14 protein-coding genes are annotated in these 18831 nt (G+C 69.3%); 9 read left to right on the forward strand and 5 right to left on the reverse strand.

The annotated features are described in order from the left end of the window. The first annotated feature begins 71 nt into the window (after positions 1-71). The gene (mshC, locus tag ACUKCB_RS04720) at positions 72-1295 is read left to right on the forward strand and encodes a cysteine--1-D-myo-inosityl 2-amino-2-deoxy-alpha-D-glucopyranoside ligase (protein WP_473039225.1); all 1224 of its coding nucleotides are present in this window, start codon (positions 72-74) and stop codon (positions 1293-1295) included. A 61-nt stretch (positions 1296-1356) separates the two neighbouring features. Here mshC and ACUKCB_RS04725 read toward each other — a convergent pair whose 3' ends face one another. After that, a complete protein-coding gene (locus tag ACUKCB_RS04725) occupies positions 1357-1905 on the reverse strand; it encodes a nitroreductase family deazaflavin-dependent oxidoreductase (RefSeq protein ID WP_473040923.1) in 549 nt (182 codons plus the stop codon). 323 nt (positions 1906-2228) lie between these two features. Here ACUKCB_RS04725 and ACUKCB_RS04730 point away from each other — a divergent pair, with 323 nt between their 5' ends. After that, positions 2229-2654 (forward strand): ABATE domain-containing protein, encoded by a 426-nt coding sequence (locus ACUKCB_RS04730; RefSeq protein WP_473039226.1) that lies wholly within the window; start codon positions 2229-2231, stop codon positions 2652-2654. A gap of 96 nt (positions 2655-2750) precedes the next feature. On the opposite strand, the gene ACUKCB_RS04735 is transcribed toward ACUKCB_RS04730, so the two are convergent. Then, positions 2751-3947: a glycosyltransferase family 4 protein gene (locus ACUKCB_RS04735; protein ID WP_473039227.1), complete on the reverse strand. Its 1197-nt coding sequence runs from the start codon at positions 3945-3947 to the stop codon at positions 2751-2753. Between the two features lie 229 nt (positions 3948-4176). Beyond that, a complete protein-coding gene (locus tag ACUKCB_RS04740; RefSeq protein ID WP_473039228.1) occupies positions 4177-5016 on the reverse strand; it encodes a PAC2 family protein in 840 nt (279 codons plus the stop codon). A gap of 283 nt (positions 5017-5299) precedes the next feature. On the opposite strand from ACUKCB_RS04740, the gene metH reads away from it, so the two are divergent. The 7 genes from metH to ACUKCB_RS04775 all read left to right on the forward strand — a co-directional run bounded on the left by metH (position 5300) and on the right by ACUKCB_RS04775 (position 16625). After that, positions 5300-8773, forward strand: a complete 3474-nt coding sequence (gene metH, locus ACUKCB_RS04745; RefSeq protein WP_473039229.1) for a methionine synthase — start codon at positions 5300-5302, stop codon at positions 8771-8773. 85 nt (positions 8774-8858) lie between these two features. Continuing rightward, positions 8859-9572: an HAD family hydrolase gene (locus ACUKCB_RS04750; RefSeq protein ID WP_473039230.1), complete on the forward strand. Its 714-nt coding sequence runs from the start codon at positions 8859-8861 to the stop codon at positions 9570-9572. Between the two features lie 131 nt (positions 9573-9703). Continuing rightward, complete coding sequence (locus ACUKCB_RS04755) at positions 9704-10231, forward strand: cellulose synthase (protein ID WP_473039231.1); 528 nt, start codon at positions 9704-9706, stop codon at positions 10229-10231. A 565-nt stretch (positions 10232-10796) separates the two neighbouring features. Continuing rightward, entirely contained in the window at positions 10797-11828 is a 1032-nt protein-coding gene (locus tag ACUKCB_RS04760; RefSeq protein ID WP_473039232.1) for an ABC transporter permease, read from the forward strand. A gap of 98 nt (positions 11829-11926) precedes the next feature. Further along, positions 11927-13672: an ABC transporter substrate-binding protein gene (locus ACUKCB_RS04765; protein ID WP_473039233.1), complete on the forward strand. Its 1746-nt coding sequence runs from the start codon at positions 11927-11929 to the stop codon at positions 13670-13672. Positions 13673-13765: 93 nt separating this feature from the next. Next, on the forward strand, positions 13766-14779 hold the full coding sequence (locus ACUKCB_RS04770) for an ABC transporter permease (RefSeq protein ID WP_473039234.1): 1014 nt from the start codon (positions 13766-13768) through the stop codon (positions 14777-14779). A gap of 73 nt (positions 14780-14852) precedes the next feature. Beyond that, positions 14853-16625, forward strand: coding sequence for an ABC transporter ATP-binding protein (locus tag ACUKCB_RS04775; RefSeq protein WP_473039235.1), 1773 nt, complete (start codon positions 14853-14855; stop codon positions 16623-16625). A gap of 138 nt (positions 16626-16763) precedes the next feature. Here ACUKCB_RS04775 and ACUKCB_RS04780 read toward each other — a convergent pair whose 3' ends face one another. Continuing rightward, positions 16764-17426: a LuxR C-terminal-related transcriptional regulator gene (locus ACUKCB_RS04780; protein ID WP_473039236.1), complete on the reverse strand. Its 663-nt coding sequence runs from the start codon at positions 17424-17426 to the stop codon at positions 16764-16766. Then, positions 17408-18781 carry a sensor histidine kinase gene (locus ACUKCB_RS04785; protein ID WP_473039237.1) on the reverse strand — a complete coding sequence of 458 codons (1374 nt, stop codon included), beginning with the start codon at positions 18779-18781 and terminating at the stop codon, positions 17408-17410. Before ACUKCB_RS04785 ends, ACUKCB_RS04780 begins: the two co-directional genes overlap by 19 nt. Between the last annotated feature and the right edge of the window lie 50 nt (positions 18782-18831).

Below are 18831 nucleotides of genomic sequence, written 5' to 3' on the forward strand. Positions count from 1 at the left end.
GTGATCATCACCCGGCGCGCCACCCGCTTTCAGTGCGTTTGCCCCGTGCACGTGCGGATAGGCTTCGCGGTATGCGTTCATGGTCTGCGCCTGACATCGTTCCCCTGCCGGGTACCGGCGGCCCCCTTCGTGTCCACGACACCGCCACCGGACGGATAAGGACGACGACGCCGGGCTCCACCGCGGGGATGTACGCCTGCGGTATCACCCCCTACGACGCGGCCCACCTCGGGCACGCCTTCACCTACCTGACCTTCGACCTGGCCAACCGGGTGTGGCGGGACGCCGGGCACGAGGTCAACTACGTTCAGAACACCACCGACATCGACGACCCGCTCCTGGAGCGGGCCGAGGCGACGGGGGTCGACTGGCGCGACCTCGCCCACCGGGAGATCGACGTCTTCCGCGAGGACATGGCCGCACTGTCGGTCATCCCGCCGACCTCCTACGTCGGTGTCGTGGAGTCCGTCGACCTGATCAGCGAACTCGCCGTCCGCATTCGGGAGACCGGCGCCGCCTACGAACTCGACGGCGACCTCTACTTCTCCGCCGCGGCGGCACCGAAGTTCGGCGAGATCAGCAACCTCGGCCGCGAGGAGATGCTCGACCTCTTCGGCCGGCGCGGCGGCGACCCGCAGCGCACCGACAAGAAGGACCCCCTGGACTGGCTGCTCTGGCGCGCCGAGCGCCCCGGAGAACCCGCGTGGGACAGCCCCCTGGGCCGCGGCCGACCCGGCTGGCACATCGAGTGCAGCGCCATCGCCCTGGACCGGCTCGGCCCCTCCTTCGACCTCAACGGCGGCGGCAACGACCTGGTCTTCCCGCACCACGAGATGGGTGCGGCCGAGACCCGCTGCGCCACCGGGGGCCCCAACGCCCACAACCACCTGCACGTGGGCATGGTCGGCCTCAACGGCGAGAAGATGTCGAAGTCACTGGGCAACCTCGTCTTCGTGTCCAAGCTGCGCCAGCAGGGCGTGGACCCAGCCGTCATCCGCCTGGCCATGCTCAGCCACCACTACCGCTCCCCGTGGGAGTGGACCGACGCCGAGCTGCCCGCCGCCGACGAGCGCGCCCGGCGTTGGCGTGCGGCGACGGCCCTGGGCTCGGGCCCGGACGCGGCTCCGGTGCTGGCCGCGGTGCGCGCCGCACTCGCCGAGGATCTGGACTCCCCGGCCGCGCTGGCCGTCGTGGACGCCTGGGCCGGGGTCGCGCTGGCCGAGGGCGGCGGCGACACCGAAGCCCCCGGTCTGATCCGCGCCACCGTCGACACCCTGCTGGGCGTCAAGCTCTAGGGATTCTTCCCCGGAACTGATCCGGCGGTGGGCCTGGCACCTGCCCGGCCCACCGCCGTCCTCAGATCCTCGGCCGCGGCACGTTCGCGCCCCGGGACGCGGAGAAGTCGGGCAGACCGGGTTCGGGTGTGTCCGGAACCAGCCGCACCACGGGGACCCCGTTGACGGGGTCGGACCCGATGCGCTCGTAGGCCCGGACGCCGCCTCCGACGTCATGGCCCAGCCCCCGCATCAGCGCGGACGCGGCCCTCGGATGCCGCTGCGCGTAGTGCGCCAGCACCTGCCCGGACTCCTCCGGCGGTAGTGGCTCGGCGGTGCCCCGCCGGCGCCGGCCGCCGATCTGGAACAGCACCCGCGGCTCCTCCAGGATGTTGCGGAACCAGTGCGAACGGTTTCCGAACCCTGAGGCCACCAGTACCGCCCCGGTGTTGTCGTTGCGCCCCACCACCTCCAGGACCGCCTGCCGTGCCTCGCCGGTGGTCCGCCCCCTGTGGGTGAGCAGTACGAGCCGTTCTCCCAGGAGGTCGCCCAGGCCCAGCCGGTAGATCCAGATCGGGGCGCGCAGCAGTGCGCGCTGGAGCGGGTCCTTCGGGGGCTGGACGAACGTCATGGCACTGACCTTCCTGCGATGGTGTCCGGCCCTCCTCCAGAGCAGGCCGAGGGCGGGCACGAGTGTAGTCACGCCGTCCTCGGCCGCCCGGGCGCCACGCCAGTCCCGCAGACCCTTCCGAGGCCGACGGCGGGCGCCTCCGCGCGGACGCCCGCCGGGTCGTCTCCGGCTGACCGCGCGCGGCGGGGAGGGAGCGGGTGTGCGGGTCTGTTGGTGCGACAGTTCCGATACGTACCTTCGTGTCGTGTTCGCGGTGACCACCTGTGGCCACGACATCGCCGAATCACCACCACCGGGGCGCGCGGCGTGATGGGATGTCGCCCATGACCACGACCACGACCAGCACCCCCACCCGGCCGAGCGCCGCAGCGGAACTCATCGCGGACTTCGTCTCCACCGGCGGCGTCCTCACCGACCGGGCCGACCTCGCCCGATTCCTGCGGGAGCACCGTCTCGTCACCGAGGGGGCCATCCCCATCACCCTCGCCGACCTCGACGAGGCCGTCATCCTGCGCGACGGCATCCGTTCCCTGCTCGACCGCGACTCCGGGCCCGACCCGGAGGCCCTCGGGCGCGCCCAGAAGGTCCTGGACGGCCTGCGCGTCACCGTCCGCCTGGAACCCGCCGAACAGGTGGAGTCGCCCCTGGCACCCGCCGTCGTCGACGAGGTGCGCCGGGGGCTGGCCCGCATCGCCGGAGCCTGGGCCGCCGTCCTCGCCACGGGGGAGTGGCGGCACCTGCGTCTGTGAGCAGGCGGCAGGGGTGCGGGCCCACTGCGGGCCCTGCCCCCGCGGTTGTGCGTCAGTACCGCAGCACACGAACCCCGTCTTCCGCGCGGCGGACGCTCACCCGCGCAGACGGGCGAGGAGACCCGGGCGTGGCAGGGCTGCCCGCCGATGCCCCAGGAACTCCTCCCACTGCTTGGTGATGTCCTCCAGCTGGTAGTCGGACGCGGAGGCCAGGGCCTGCGCGCCCATCCGTTGGCGTTCCTCGCGGTCCGAGACCAGACGGGACAGGGCCTCGCCGAGGGCTTTGGTGTCCTGGGGCGGGACGAGCAGGCCGTTGCGACCGTGGTCGATGATCTCCCTCGGGCCGTGCGGACAGTCGAAGCTCACCACCGGGATGCCGACGGAGAAGGACTCGATGATGGTCATCCCGAAGCCCTCCACCCGGGAGCTCACCGCCAGCAGGGAGGCCTTGGAGAGCTCGCCGAGCATGTCGGTGGTCTGCCCCTTCAGACTCACCTGTTCGGTCAGGCCCAACCTCTCCACCGTCTCGCGGAGTTCGGTGTCCCGGTCGCCTCCTCCGTAGATGTGCAGCCGCCACTCCGGATGGTCCGCGGCCACGTGGGCGAATGCCTCCACCAGCAACGGGTACTGCTTCACGGGGGAGAACCGCCCCGCGGCGGCGATCACCGGTTCGTCCAGCGCGGACCGGGGCGGCTCACCCGGTTCCAGGGCGTTGGGCAGGGCGGTCAGCCAGCCCTCGGGGGTGTCGAGCAGCTCCTCGTAGGCGGCCCGGTCGGTCTCGGTGAGCACGCTCATACCACCGAGCCTCGGGTAGGCGCGGGCGATCGCCTTGCGCACTTCCGGTTTGTGCTCGGCCAGGTTGAGGTGCTCCTGACCGATGGTGAGCACATGGGAGGGCGCCCAGGCGGCGAGGAGCAGGTTGATCCCCGGACGGGTCCCGATCACCACGTCCGCCTCGGTGGTGCGCAGGTAACGTCTTAACCCGGTGACCGCCTCGGGGGTGAAGTTCTTGTTCCGGCGCCGCTCCGCCGAGGGCACGATCTTCTTGGCCCTGCTGTCCCAACGGGCGAGGGTCCGCTCTCCGGGGGGTTCGACCACGGGGTTCTCGGTGTAGTCGCTCAGGGGCACCAGACGTACCCCGTCGGCCGGGGTGAAGAAGGGTTTCTTCCGCCTGCGTACCAGGCTGACGATCTCCACCTCGTGGCGGTCCGACAGCCCCCTGGCGAGGTTGTGGACGGTACGGACGGTGCCGCCCATGGCGTAGCCGTTCGCGATGACGAAGGCGATCCTCACGTTTGCCCCATCGACCCCCGCCCGCGCGGTCGGGAAGGGTACTCGTCCCAGGCCCCGGGGCGCGACGAATCCGCGTCCGGGGCGCGTGTACCCCCGTACCACGCGCCCCGGAATCCTGGCTCAGTCCCCCCGGTCCGCGAGCCATCACACGCAACGTAGCCAAGGCGACATAAAGGTGAGGTAACGGCAGACGGGATCTTTGGGACACCCGGGGTCTTCCGGCGGAGCCTCAGCCGTCGTCGCGGCGGCGGAGGTAGCGCTCGAACTCCTGGGCGATGGCGTCACCGGTCGCCTCGGGGAGGTCCACCGTGTCCTTGGCCTCCTCCAGGCCCCGCACGTAGGCGGCGATGTCCTCGTCCTCGGCGGTGAGGTCGTTGACACTGGCCTCCCAGGACACGGACTCCTCGGGCAGGTCGCCCAGGGGGACCTCCGCGCCCAGGAAGTCCTGCACCCAGCCCAGGAGGGCCAGGGTCGCCTTCGGGCAGGGCGGCTGGGCCACGTAGTGCGGGATGGCCGCCCACAGCGACACCGTCTCCATACCCACCGAGCTGAACGTCTCGTGCACGACCCCGACGATGCCGGTCGGCCCCGTGTACGTGGCGGCCTCCAGTCCGAACCGGGTGCCCAGCTCCAGCGGCGAGGACATACCGGTCACCGGGATGGGCCGGGTGTGCGGTGCGTCGGCCAGCAGTGATCCCAGGACCACGGCGCGCCGGACCCCCAGCTCCCGGGCGATCGCGAGCAGGTCGGCGGTGTAGGAGCGCCAGCGCATGTTCGGCTCGGGGCCGGTCACCAGGACGACGTCGCGCCGGGAACCGGGCGGACGGGCCACCCGCACCCGGGTGGTGGGCCAGTCCATCTCGGTCAGCCGCCCGTCGACCACGGTCATGCGCGGCCGGGTCACCTGGAAGTCGTAGTAGTCGTCCGGCGCCAGGGCGCACAGTTCCCGCGCGCCCCACTTCTCGGACAGGTGTTCCACGGCGAGGCTCGCCGCCTCACCGGCGTCGTTCCACCCCTCGAACGCCGCCACCATCACAGGCTCGACGAGCTCTCGGTCGAGCTGGATCATGGACGGCCCCTTCCTGGACGTGGACGCACACCACCCTATGGGGTGCCGCCACGGCCGGGAAACCGTTACGGGAAGCCTGACCCCTCAGGCAACATTCATAACTTTGGGACACCCGTCTCACGTGGCGAAACAGTCGATGGGGTAGCCTCGCGACCAGCGACTGACCAGGACAGCGACGTCCCCGTCCGCTTCCACCCGCAGCGCGTCGTGGTCCGTACCAGTGCCGTTCGTCACCGGCGACGTACTGGGGTTCCACCACGCCCCGAGACTAGAGTTGCTGAACATGAGAGATCGACGGACATTCCGTGAAGCACTGTCCCAGCGCGTGGTCGTTGCGGACGGGGCGATGGGCACCATGTTGCAGGCGCACGATCTCGACCTCGACCAGTTCGAGGGACACGAGGGCCTCAACGACATCCTGAACCTGACCCGGCCCGACATCGTGCGGGACATCCACGCCGCCTTCTTCGAGGTCGGTTCCGACTGTGTGGAGACCAACACCTTCTCCGCCAACTACGGCGGCCTGTTCGAGTACGGGATCGAGGAGCGCACCTACGAGCTCGCCGAGGCCGGTGCGCGCCTCGCCCGCGAGACCGCGGACGCCTACTCCACCGCCGAACAGCCCCGCTACGTCCTGGGCTCGGTTGGCCCCGGAACCCGGCTGCCCACGCTGGGCCACGCCGCCTACGCGCACCTGCGCGACTACTACGAACAGTGCCACCGCGGTCTCATCGATGGCGGCGCTGACGCCATCCTGATCGAGACCTGCCAGGACCTGCTACAGGTCAAGGCCGCCGTGGTCGGCGCCAAGCGCGCACGCAAGGCGCTGGGCAGGGACGTGCCGATCATCGCCCAGGTGAGCATCGAGACCAACGGCACCATGCTCATGGGTTCGGAGATCGGTGCGGCGCTGACCTCCCTGGAGCCGCTGGGCATCGACGTGATCGGACTCAACTGCTCCACCGGCCCCGCCGAGATGAGCGAGCACCTGCGCTACCTGTCGCACCACTCGTCCGTCCCGATCTCCTGCATGCCCAACGCGGGCCTGCCCGAGCTGGGTTCCGAGGGCGCGGTCTACAACCTCTCCCCGGAGGAGTTGGCCGACGCCCACGACACCTTCACCTCCGAGTTCGGCCTGAGCCTGGCCGGCGGCTGCTGCGGCACCACCCCCGAACACCTGCGCCAGGTCGTCGAGCGGGTGCAGGGACGCGGGATCAAGAACCGCAAACCGCTGGTGGAGCCCTCCGCCTCCTCGCTCTACCAGAGCGTCCCCTTCCGCCAGGACGCCAGCTACCTGGCGGTCGGCGAGCGCACCAACGCCAACGGCTCCAAGAAGTTCCGGGAGGCGATGCTGGCCGAGGACTGGGACACCTGCGTGGAGATGGCCCGGGACCAGATCCGTGACGGCGCCCACCTGCTCGACCTCAACATCGACTACGTGGGCCGAGACGGCGTGCGCGACATGCGTGAACTCGCCTCCCGGTTCGCCACCGCCTCCACCCTGCCGATCATGCTCGACTCCACCGAGCCCCCCGTCCTGGAGGCCGGGCTGGAGGCGCTGGGCGGCCGCGCGGTGCTCAACTCGGTCAACTACGAGGACGGCGACGGCCCCGACTCCCGCTTCACCCGCATCATGGAGCTGGCCTCCGAGCACGGGGCCGCCGTCGTCGGCCTGTGCATCGACGAGGAGGGCCAGGCCCGCACCGCCGACTGGAAGGTGCGGGTGGCCAGCCGCCTCATCGACGAGATCACCGGTGGCTGGGGGCTCAGGACCGGCGACATCATCATCGACTGCCTCACCTTCCCCATCACCACGGGGCAGGAGGAGACCCGCAGGGACGGCCTCGAAACCCTCAACGCCATCCGCGAGCTCAAGTCCCGCTACCCCGAGGTGCAGACCACCCTGGGCCTGTCCAACCTCTCCTTCGGCGTCAACCCGGCCGCCCGGATCGTGCTCAACTCGGTGTTCCTGCACGAGGCGGTCCAGGCGGGCCTGGACTCGGCGATCGTGCACGCCTCCAAGATCGTGCCGATCAACCAGATCCCCGAGGAGCAGCGCAAGGTCGCCCTCGACCTGGTCTACGACCGGCGCGAGGACGGCTACGATCCGCTGTCGATCTTCATCGACATGTTCCAGGGGGTCGACGCCAAGGCGATGCGGGCCTCGCGCGCCGAGGAACTGGCCGCCCTGCCGCTGTGGGAGCGCCTGGAGCGTCGGATCATCGACGGCGAGTTCACCGGCATCGAGGCCGACCTGGACGCGGCGCTCGCCGAGCGCCCGGCCCTGGCCATCGTCAACGACACCCTCCTGGCGGGGATGAAGACCGTCGGCGAGCTGTTCGGCTCCGGTCAGATGCAGTTGCCGTTCGTCCTCAAGTCCGCCGAGGTCATGAAGGGCGCGGTCGCCTACCTCGAACCGCACATGGAGAAGACCGACGACGACGGCAAGGGCCGGATCGTGCTCGCCACCGTCAAGGGCGACGTGCACGACATCGGCAAGAACCTCGTCGACATCATCCTGTCCAACAACGGTTACGAGGTCGTCAACCTCGGTATCAAGCAGCCGGTGTCGGCGATCCTGGAGGCCGCCGAGGAGAAGCGGGCCGACGTGATCGGTATGTCCGGTCTGCTGGTCAAGTCCACGGTGATCATGAAGGAGAACCTGGAGGAGATGAACTCCCGCGGTATCTCCGAGCGCTTCCCGGTGCTCCTGGGCGGCGCCGCGCTCACCCGCTCCTACGTGGAGCAGGACCTGGCCGACATGTTCGGCGGCCACGTGCGCTACGCCAAGGACGCCTTCGAGGGCCTGCGCCTGATGGACACCTTCATGGCGGTCAAGCGCGGTGAGGAGGGCGCCAAACTTCCCGAACTGCGCCAGCGCAAGGTCAGGCGGGGCGCCACCCTCAAGGTCACCGAGCCCGAGGAGATGCCCGCCCGCAGCGACGTGTCCACCACCAACCGGGTGCCCGTCCCGCCGTTCTGGGGTGACCGGATCAGCAAGGGCATCCCGCTGGCCGAATACTCCGCCTTCCTCGACGAGCGCGCCACCTTCATGGGGCAGTGGGGCCTCAAGGCCTCCCGTGGCGGCAACGGCCCCACCTACGAGGAGCTGGTGGAGACCGAGGGCCGTCCGCGGATGCGGATGTGGCTGGACCGGATCCAGACCGAGGGCCTGCTGGAGGCCGCGGTCGTGCACGGCCACTACCCCTGCTACAGCGAGGGCGACGACCTGGTCGTGCTGGACGAGGACGGGAGCACCGAACGTACCCGCTTCACCTTCCCGCGCCAGCGCCGCGACCGGCACCTGTGCCTGTCCGACTTCTTCCGGCCCAAGGAGTCCGGGGAGCTGGACGTGGTCTCCTTCCAGGTGGTGACGGTGGGCGCGGCGATCAGCCGGGCCACCGCGGAGCTGTTCGAGCGGAACGCCTACCGCGACTACCTCGAACTGCACGGACTGTCCGTGCAGCTGACCGAGGCCCTGGCCGAGTACTGGCACACCCGGGTCCGCGCCGAGCTGGGCTTCGCGGGGGAGGACCCCGCCGAGCTGGACGCCTTCTTCAAGCTCGGCTACCGGGGCGCCCGCTTCTCCCTGGGCTACGGCGCCTGCCCCGACCTGGAGGACCGGGCCAAGATCATGAAGCTGCTGGAGCCGGAGCGGGTGGGGGTGTCGTTGTCCGAGGAGTTCCAGCTTGTTCCCGAGCAGGCCACCGACGCGATCGTCATCCATCACCCCGAGGCGACATACTTCAACGTCTGACCAGCCCCGAGGTCGTGGAGGCCCCACCGGTGCCCGTCGCCGGTGGGGCCTCCCCCTGTGGGGACCACCCCTGCCACGATTCGAGATGAGCCAATTGAGCACTGTGAGTTCCGAACTGCCCGAGGCCGGTGTCGAAGGGGAGCGCCGCCTCCAGGCGGTGCTGTTCGACATGGACGGCACCCTCATCGAGAGCGAACACCTCTGGGGGGAGGCCGAGGCCGAGCTGGTCGCCGAGCTGGGCGGGGTGTGGACCGCCGAGGACCACCGGGTCAACGTCGGCAACGCGGCCGAGCCGGTGGGCCGGTACATCATCGAGCTGACCGGGGCCGACCACCTCACCCCGCGGCAGGTGGCGGACATGCTGTACGCCCGTTTCCTCGCCAAGCTGGAGGGCGGTGCCGAGGTGCGTCCCGGAGCCAGGGAGCTGGTGTCGTCGCTGTCCCGGGCCGGGGTCCCGCTGGTCCTGGTGACCTCGACGGAGCGCGCGCTGGTGGAGACGGCGATCTCGGGTATCGGTCTGGACGCCTTCGTCGACTCGGTCGCCGGGGACGAGGTGGACGCGAACAAGCCGCACCCCGACCCCTACCTCAGGGCCGCCCGCCGTCTGGGTGTGGCGCCGGAGCGCTGTGTGGCGGTCGAGGACTCGGTGGTCGGTGTGGCCTCCGCCGCCGACGCCGGCTGTGTCACGGTCGCGGTGCCCAACCACGTGGAGATTCCGCCCCGCGCGGGTGTGGTCTTCCGGGACAGCCTGGTCGGTGTCGACCTGGACTGGTTGGAGTCGTTGGTCGCCGGCCGCTGAGGTCCTTGTGCCGGGCACTCCGGTGGGTAGCGTGGGGGAGAGGGACGTGGCGCCCGAGCCGTCGCGCTGGGTGAATCGCCCTAGGGGATCGGCCGGATGTGTGTTCGGGCGCCGGATGGGAGACTGGTCGCATGCCTGAGACTCTGAGTGAAAACGTCGGCGTGGGGCTGGGGGCGGCCCTGGCGGTGGTCGGCTTCGTCATCTCCTACTTCCTGTGGCGCAGGAAGGGCGCTGCCTACGGTCTGCGCGGTGTGGCCTGGTCGCTGCTGCCCCTGGTCGCCGGACTCCTCATGCTGATGGACGTCGTGATGGAGTTCGTCCTGGGGGTCCTCGGGATCCTGCTGACGATGGCCTTCAAGCTGCAGTCGTGGGTGGGGCTGGCGCTCGCGGTACTGATGGTGGTCCTGTACGTCGTCTCGGGCTTCATGAAGTCCAGGGGCATCGGGGTCAAGCCGGGTGCGAGGCCGCAGGACAAGGCCCAGGCCAGGGCGCAGGGCACGGACGCACCCGCCGCCGCGGAGCCCGCGCGGCCCGCCGCCGGGCAGGTGGGAGGGGCCCAGCCCAAGCAGGGTGACCAGCCCAAGCAGGGCAAGAAGACCGGCGGGGACGAGGACCTCGAGGACATCGAGGCGCTGTTGCGCAAGCACGGCATCGAGTAGGTCCCTGGACGACGAGAGCGGCTCCGCTTCGGCGGGGCCGCTTTTCTGTGCCCCGCATCACGTTACGGGTTCATACCGACACGGTCTGATTTATAGCACTTGCCATAGCTCAGGCGAATTGGGATGAAGTGTGTGGCGGTGGTCGTATCGTTGTCCGGGGCGCGCGAAGCATCCTCCCGTCCCAGCTCAGCGCGGATCGTCCGATGAATGCGCATTTTGAGGTCTTTAGTTCTCATGTGGGTCATTTATTAGTTTTCGTTACGATTCGGCTACATGGGCAAAGTTTGGACGACGGGCGCCTGAGGGGCGAGTAAGTTGGTCGCTGTGTAACATCCCGGGCGGAACGGTCCGCGAGTGTGTCGAACCCCTCAGTCGGGCGCACATGCCGCGTACCTGTACCGACGTGACGGGCTATCCCCTCGCACCGTCGGACGAACGCCCACGCCAGCCCGAGTCGAGAACCGGCCGGCCCCACCGTGAGACCCCGCAGGGTCACCCCCCGAGCGGCTCACGCATGGGATCTGTCCCCTCGGCCAGAAGCGTATGAGTGGAGAGTGGTGACCTGATGAGCGCGCCCTCGCATGCCCCTGGGGCGACCGAAGAGGTCGACCCGGAACCCGGTGCGTCGGCCTCGGGTCGCAGCGACGCCGACAACCGTTCCCTGCGTCAAATCGCCTGGCAGCGACTGCGCCGCGACAAGGTAGCCATGGTCTCCGGCATCGTCGTGGTCCTGCTCATCCTGGCGGCGGTCTTCGCGCCCCTGCTGAGCAAGTGGTTCGGGCAGCCGCCCACCCAGTTCAACCAGGACCTGATCGACCCCAGTCGGCGGATCCCCTACGTGGATCCCGACAACCCCGAACTCGGCGTGGACCGCTGGGGCGGGATCAGTGGCGACCACCTGCTCGGTGTCGAGCCCACCACCGGCCGCGACCTGTTCAGCCGGATCCTGTACGGCGCCCAGATCTCCCTCCTGGTCGCCTTCCTCGCCACCCTGGTCTGCGTCGCCCTCGGCACCGTTCTCGGCATTATCGCCGGCTACATGGGCGGCTGGGTCGACACCATCATCAGCCGGGCCATGGACATCTTCCTGGCCTTCCCACTGGTGCTCTTCGCCATCGCCCTGGTCGGCGTCATCCCCGAGGGCGTCCTCGGGCTCACCGGCAACGGGCTGCGGATCGGCGTCATCGTCTTCATCATCGGCTTCTTCAACTGGCCCTACGTCGCCCGCATCGTCCGCGGACAGACCCTCGCCCTGCGCGAGCGGGAGTTCGTGGAGGCGGCCAAGAGCCTCGGCGCCAGCAACCGGCACATCCTCCTCAAGGAGATCCTGCCGAACCTGGTCACGCCGATCATCGTCTACGCCACGCTCCTGATCCCCACGAACATCCTGTTCGAGGCGGCCCTGAGCTTCCTGGGCGTCGGCATCAACCCGCCCACTCCCAGCTGGGGCAAGATGCTCTCCGAGGCAGTGCCCTTCTACCAGCAGGCGCCCTACTTCATCGTCTTCCCCGGCCTGGCCATCTTCATCACCGTGCTCGCGTTCAACCTGTTCGGTGACGGCCTCCGCGACGCCTTCGACCCCAAGACCTCGGACTGACCCGCGTTCGCGCGCGGCGGGACACCCCTCCCCGCGCGGACGCGGACCAACCCGCGGGTCCAACCCATCCCCACACCAGGTTCAGAGAGGTTATTCCCTTGAGGAAACGCACCCTCGGCTTCGTCGCGCTCGGCGCGGCGGCGTCCCTCTTCCTGTCCGCCTGCGGTGGCTCCGCCACCAGCGGCAGCTCCGACTCGGAAGGCAGCTTCGACCTCGGTTCCACCGAGATCGTCAACCCCTCCGACAAGACCGGCGGCACCCTGAAGTACGCCATCGCCGGCGACTTCGACTCCACCGACCCCGCCAACACGTACTACGCGTTCAACTGGAACTTCTCCCGTTACTACGCGCGTACGCTCCTGGCCTTCAACCCGGAGCCGGGCGAGGCCGCCACCGACCTGATCCCCGACATGGCGACGGACCTGCCGGAGCCCAACGAGGACTTCACCGAGTGGACCATCCAGATCCAGGAAGGCCTCAAGTACGAGGACGGCACTGAGATCACGGCCCAGGACATCAAGTACGGCATCGCCCGTGCCAACTTCAACGGCGGCACGTTCGCCGAGGGTCCGCAGTACTTCAAGACCCACCTGGACCAGGACGACCACAACGTCTACGAGGGCAGCGACCCGCTCGCGGGCTTCGACTCCATCGAGACCCCGGACGACTACACGCTGGTCTTCCACCTCAAGGACTCCTTCTCCGAGTTCCCGAACGTGCTGACCCAGCCGCAGACCGCCCCGGTCCCGATCGAGGCCGACCGCGGTGAGCTGTACCAGGAGAAGGTCCTCTCCTCCGGTCCGTACAAGTTCGACGGTGAGTACGAGCCGGGTGTGAAGCTGCACCTGGAGCGCAACGAGGAGTGGGACGCCTCCACCGACGCCGTCCGTCCGGCCCTGCCGGACCGCATCGAGGTCGAGATCGGCGTCAATCAGGACGAGATCGACGAGCGCCTGGTCAGCGGCGAGATCGACGTCGACCTCTCCGGAACCGGCGTCGGCCCGGCGATGCACTCGCGTCTGCTCGACGACGAGTCCGCCCAGGCCAACCTGGACAACCCGTACAGCGGCGCCCTGCGCTACGTGAACATCCACACCCCGATCATCGAGGACGTGGCCTGCCGCCAGGCGATCATGTACGCCGCCGACCGCGACAGCATGTGGCGTGCCTGGGGCGGCGCCGAGGGCGGCGACATCGCCACCAACCTGCTCCCGCCGGCGATCCCCGGCTCGAACACCGAGTCGGACCTGTACCCGTCCGAGGACAACAAGGGTGACCTGGAGTCCGCCGAGGCCAAGCTCGAGGAGTGCGGCGAGGGCGACGGCTTCAAGACCAACATCGCCGTCCGCGCCGAGCGCGAGAAGGACGTCCAGACCGCCGAGGCGCTCCAGCAGTCGCTGGAGCGGGTCGGCATCGAGGCCGAGGTCAAGTCGTTCCCCGCGGCCGACTTCTTCGGTCAGTACGCCGGTTCCCAGGACTACGTCCGTGAGAACAACATCGGCCTGAGCGTCTCCGGCTGGGGTCCGGACTGGCCCACCGGTTACGGCTTCGCCTCCAAGATCACGCACGGCGACGCGATCATGGAGACCGGTAACTTCAACACCTCCGAGCTCAACGACCCCGAGATCAACGGTCTCTGGGACCAGGCCCTCCAGACCGAGGACCCGGAGGAGCGCGCCGACATCTACGAGCAGATCGACACCCTCGTCATGGAGAACGCCGCCATCCTGCCGGTGGTCTTCGACAAGGCCCTGATCTACCGCTCCGACGAGCTCACCAACGCCTACTACCAGCCCTCGTACATGATGTACGACTTCATGGCGCTCGGCGTGGACCGGGGCTAGCTCCCGAATACCAGCCTGAACTAGTACGAGAAGGCAGGTGAAAGCGGCGGGGAGCCCCTGGCGATCCCAGGGGCGCCCCCGCCGCCGACCGCGATGCTGAACTATATTCTCCGCCGCCTTGGTGCGGGTCTCTTGCTTCTCACCGTCGTCACGGCGGTGACCTTCTGGATCTTCTACGTCCTGCCCCGCTGGGCCGGCGTCACCCCGCACGGCATGGCGGCGATGTACGTGGGCAAGGCGCCGACACCGGAGGCGCTCGACGCCACCGTGGAACGCCTTGGCCTCGACCAGCCCGTCGCGGTCCAGTTCTTCGAATTCATCCGCAGTATCCTCTTCGGCCAGGAGTTCACCTTCGGCCGGGAGACCGTGGAGTGCGCCGCCCCGTGCCTGGGCTACTCCTTCAGCACGAACTCCCCGGTACTGCCCCAGATCCTGGACCGGCTCCCGGTCACCCTGTCCCTGGGCCTGGGTGCCGCGGTGATCTGGGTCATCGGCGGCGTGTCCGTCGGTGTGCTCTCCGCCGTCAAGAAGGGCAGCATCTTCGACCGCCTGGCCATGGGCACCGCCCTGATCGGCGTGTCCCTGCCCATCTACTTCACCGGTCTGCTGGCTCTGTCCTTCCTGGTCCACGAGTGGGGCCTGTTCCCGGTCTCCCGCTACGTGCCCTTCACCGAGGACCCGGTCGGCTGGTACCAGGTCATGCTCCTTCCCTGGATCACCCTGGCGTTCCTGCACGCCGCCCAGTACGCGCGGCAGACCCGGGCGGGGATGCTGGAGACCCTCAACGAGGACTACATCCGCACCGCGCGGGCCAAGGGCCTGAGCGAGCGGAAGGTGATCTTCAAGCACGCCCTCCGGCCCACCCTGACCCCGATCGTCACCATCCTGGGGCTGGACATCGGCATGGTCCTGGGCGGCGCGATCCTCACCGAGAAGGTCTTCTCCCTCAACGGTGTGGGCGCCTACGCGATCGACTCGATCGTCGCCAAGGACCTGCCAGTCGTCCTGGGCGTCACGCTCCTGGGCGCGGTGTTCATCGTCATCTGCAACCTGATCGTCGACCTCCTCTACCCCGTCGTCGACCCGCGGGTGCGGATCGCCACGTAGGGCGTGTCCACCGAACACGCCCCAGCGCTCGCCAGCGCTGACCCCAGACCAGCTCTACCGAAGGAAAAGTGACATGGCCTCGACCGGACCGGCGCCGGCTGCCTCTGACGCAGTCGTGCGCGTGGAGAACCTGCGGGTGACCTTCCCGACGATGGACGGTGACGTCCATGCGGTGAAGGGCCTCTCCTTCGAGGTGCCCGCCGGCGGTGCCCTGGGCATCGTGGGTGAGTCGGGTTCGGGCAAGAGTGTGACCTCGTTGGCCCTGATGGGGCTGCACCGGGGGAGCCGTGCCCAGATCACCGGCGCCATCGAGGTGGCCGGGCAGGACGTGGTGAGCGCCAGCGACAAGAAGCTGCGTTCGATGCGCGGCAACGACATCGCGATGGTCTTCCAGGACCCAATGCAGTCGCTGCACCCGCAGTACACGATCGGCAACCAGCTGGTCGAGGCCTACCTGGTGCACCACCCCAAGGCGGGCAAGGCGGCCGCGCGCAAGCGCGCCGTCGAGGCCCTGGAGCGGGTGGGCATCCCCGAGCCCGCCACCCGGATCAACTCCTACCCGCACGAGTTCTCCGGCGGTATGCGCCAGCGCGTGGTCATCGCCATGGGTCTGATGTGCGATCCCAAGGTGCTGCTGGCGGACGAGCCGACCACGGCCCTGGACGTCACCGTGCAGGCGCGCATCCTCGACCTGCTGGACGAGTTGCGCCGCGAACTCAACATGGCGCTGATCCTGGTCTCGCACGACCTGGCCGTGGTGGCCGGTTCGGTGGACGAGGTCATCGTGATGAAGCACGGTCAGGCCGTGGAGCGGGGCGGGGTGCGCAAGGTGCTCTCCGAGCCCGAGCACCCCTACACCCAGGCCCTGTTGGCGGCGGTGCCGCGGGTGGAGGTCTCCCGGGCCGAGCGCCGCGCCCAGGACCGCGCCGACCGTGCCGAGAAGGACAAGCGCGAGGGCGCCGTCACCAGCCCCGGCACCTTCGAGGCCTTCACCCCCGCCGCCACCGACGGCGAACCGTTGCTGCGTGTTCGGGATGTGGCGCAGCGGTTCCGGGTCCGTGGTGGTACGTGGGGTCGGGCGTCTGATTTTTGGGCGGTGCGTGGGGTCAGTTTTGATCTGCACCGGGGGGAGACCCTGGGTGTGGTGGGTGAGTCCGGGTCGGGTAAGAGCACCTTGTCGCGGATGATCATGCGGTTGTTGGAGCCCACCGAGGGGTCGGTGGAGTTCGAGGGTCGCGATATCACGCATATGGCGGAGCGGGAGTTGCGTCCGTTGCGTCAGCATGTGCAGATGGTGTTCCAGAACCCGTATTCGTCGTTGAATCCGCGGTTGACGATCGGGGAGAGCATCGGTACGGCGTTGAAGGTGCAGGGGGAGCGGGACGGGAAGAAGGTGCGGTCCCGGGTGCAGGAGTTGTTGGAGCGGGTGGGGTTGGAGCCGCACCATTACAACCGGTTCCCGCATGCGTTCTCGGGGGGTCAGCGGCAGCGGATCGCGATCGCGCGGGCGTTGATTCTCAAGCCGAAGCTGATTATCTGTGATGAGCCGGTGTCGGCGTTGGATGTGTCGACGCAGGATCAGGTGTTGCGGTTGTTGTCGGAGTTGCAGGACGACTTCGGGTTGACCTATATCTTCGTGGCTCATGATCTGGCGGTGGTGCGTCAGGTGAGTGATCGGGTGGCGGTCATGCGTAAGGGTGAGGTGGTGGAGATGGGGGACAGTGACTCGGTGTATGAGAGTCCGCGGAGTGAGTACACGCGGCAGTTGTTGACCGCGGCTCCGGTGCTGGACCCGGACGAGGCCCGCCAACTACGCGCCGAACGGGTCGCCGGGCGCGCCGCCTAGCAGCACGCGCGAACAGGGTCGGCACGCCGTTCCCCGATGGGCGCCGTGGGGGGATACCTCCTGCGGCGCCCATCGCGTGTCCGGGCCCCGCCGCCCCCGGCGGACGCGGCGCCCGCCCCGGCCTTTCTCCCGCTCCGCCTACTCGGGCCGTTCCCGCAGATAGGTGAGGACGGCCATGACCCGACGGTCCACGTCGGTGCCCTCCGGAGGCAGGTCCAGCTTGGTGAGGATGTTGCCGATGTGCTTGCCGACGGTGGGTTCGGAAACCACCAGGTCCCGGGCGATCCGCGCGTTGGAACGGCCCTCGGCGAGCAGGGCGAGGACCTCGCGTTCACGCTCTGAGAGCCGCTCCAACGGGGTGCTGCGGCGACGGACCAGCCGGCGGACCACCGTGGGGTCGATGACCGTGCCGCCACCGTGGACCCTGCGCAGGGTGTCGGCGAAATCGGCGACGTCGACCACGCGCTCCTTGAGGACGTATCCGACGCCGCGGCCGTCCTGGGAGTCGAGCAGCTCGGCGGCGTAACTGGACTCGACGTACTGACTGAGCGCCACCACGGCCAGGGTGGGCCGGGAGCGACGCGCCCCGACAGCGGCCCGCAGCCCCTCGTCGCCGAAGTCCGGAGGCATACGGATGTCGGTGACCACCAGGTCGGGTTCGTGCTCCTCGACCGCCCTGACCAGCGCTCCGGCGTCACCGACCGCCGCGACCACGTCGAAGCCGAACCTCTGCAGCAGGCCGGACAGGCCCTCGCGCAGCAGGGCGCCGTCCTCGGCCAGTACTACCCGGATGCAGGACAAGGGATCTCCGCTCGAAGCCGTGTGGGTCCGCCCTCAGGGCTGGACAGCCAGATCCTGCCACCCACCACGGCGACCCGATCAGCCAGGCCGGTGAGCCCGGTGCCCCCGCCGGGGTCGGCACCGCCTCGGCCGTCGTCGGTGGTCTCGACGATCAGCGTGTCACCGTCCAGGGCGGCCTTCAACCGGACACCGGTGGCGCCGGCGTGCTTGGCGATGTTGCTGAGCGCCTCGGCGGCCACGTAGTAGGCGGTGCCCTCCACGTGCGCGGGCAGGCGCCGGGGCAGGTCCACGCGGGTCCGCACCGGGACGGCGGAACGGTCGGCCAGGTCGGGCAGGGCGGCGGGCAGCCCCCGGTCGCTGAGGATCCTGGGATGGATGCCGTGCACGATCTCGCGCAGGGAGCCGATGATCTCCTTGGCCTGGGTGTGCACCGAGGACAGGGTCCGCTCCATGTCACTGCCGGGTGGGGCGTCCATCCGGGCCAGCCCCACCTGCATCGCCAGAGAGATCAGCTGTTGTTGGGCGCCGTCGTGCAGGTCCCGTTCGATCCGGCGGCGCTCGGCCTCGAAGGCGTCCACCAGACGGGCACGGGAGCGGGTGACCTCGACCAGCTCCGAACGCAGCTCGTCGGTTCCGCGGTCGTCCAGCAGCATGCGGGCCAGAGCGGTGTGTGCGTGGGCGGCCAGGGCGACGGGATATGGGGACACGAGGAGGAGGACGAGCCCGAGCCCGGCCAGGGGGAGCGTGCGCAGGGGATCGTCGAAGCTCCAGGGGAACAGGCTGACGGTCCAGCCGAGGGCGGTGACCACCGGGGAGGCGAGGAGGAAGGCGCCCGCGCCCACGGACAGGAACAGCACGGACCAGCTGATCGTGTCGAGGACCGTGACCAGCAGGAGCATGTAGGCGAACTCCCGCCAGGTCGCTGCCTCGGTGTAGCGCACGCGCAGCCGGCGGAGCACGCCCCCGTCGCCGGGCCGGTGCCCGCTGACCACCGGAGGGTGGACCAGGCCCAGCCGCCAGCGCTCGAACCGGGCGACGGGAACCGCCACGAGGGGCCCGAACAGCAGGAGCAGGACCAGCCCCGACCCGAGCAGGGACGCCAGGAGCCAGTTCGCTCGGCTCCCGCCCCGGACCATCTCCTCCAGGACGGCACCCAGATGGAGGAGGGGGAAGGTGAAGGGGGTGTTCAGGGCCGCGATCACCGCACCGACGACCACCGTGGAGGCCAGGTACGCCAGACTCCGCCAGGGCCAGGACGAGCGCAGGAAGCACCGCCGTCGCAGCGCCTCCAGGGGTGTGCACGGCGCAGCCGCCTCCCGGGGCGGCGTCGTCGTCTCCTCCGGCTCCGCACTCACGGTCCCAAACTAGGGGAACGGCATTGCCCGGTTGAAGGCCGCCCGCCCTA

The sequence above is a fragment of the Nocardiopsis moroccensis genome (genome assembly GCF_055763695.1).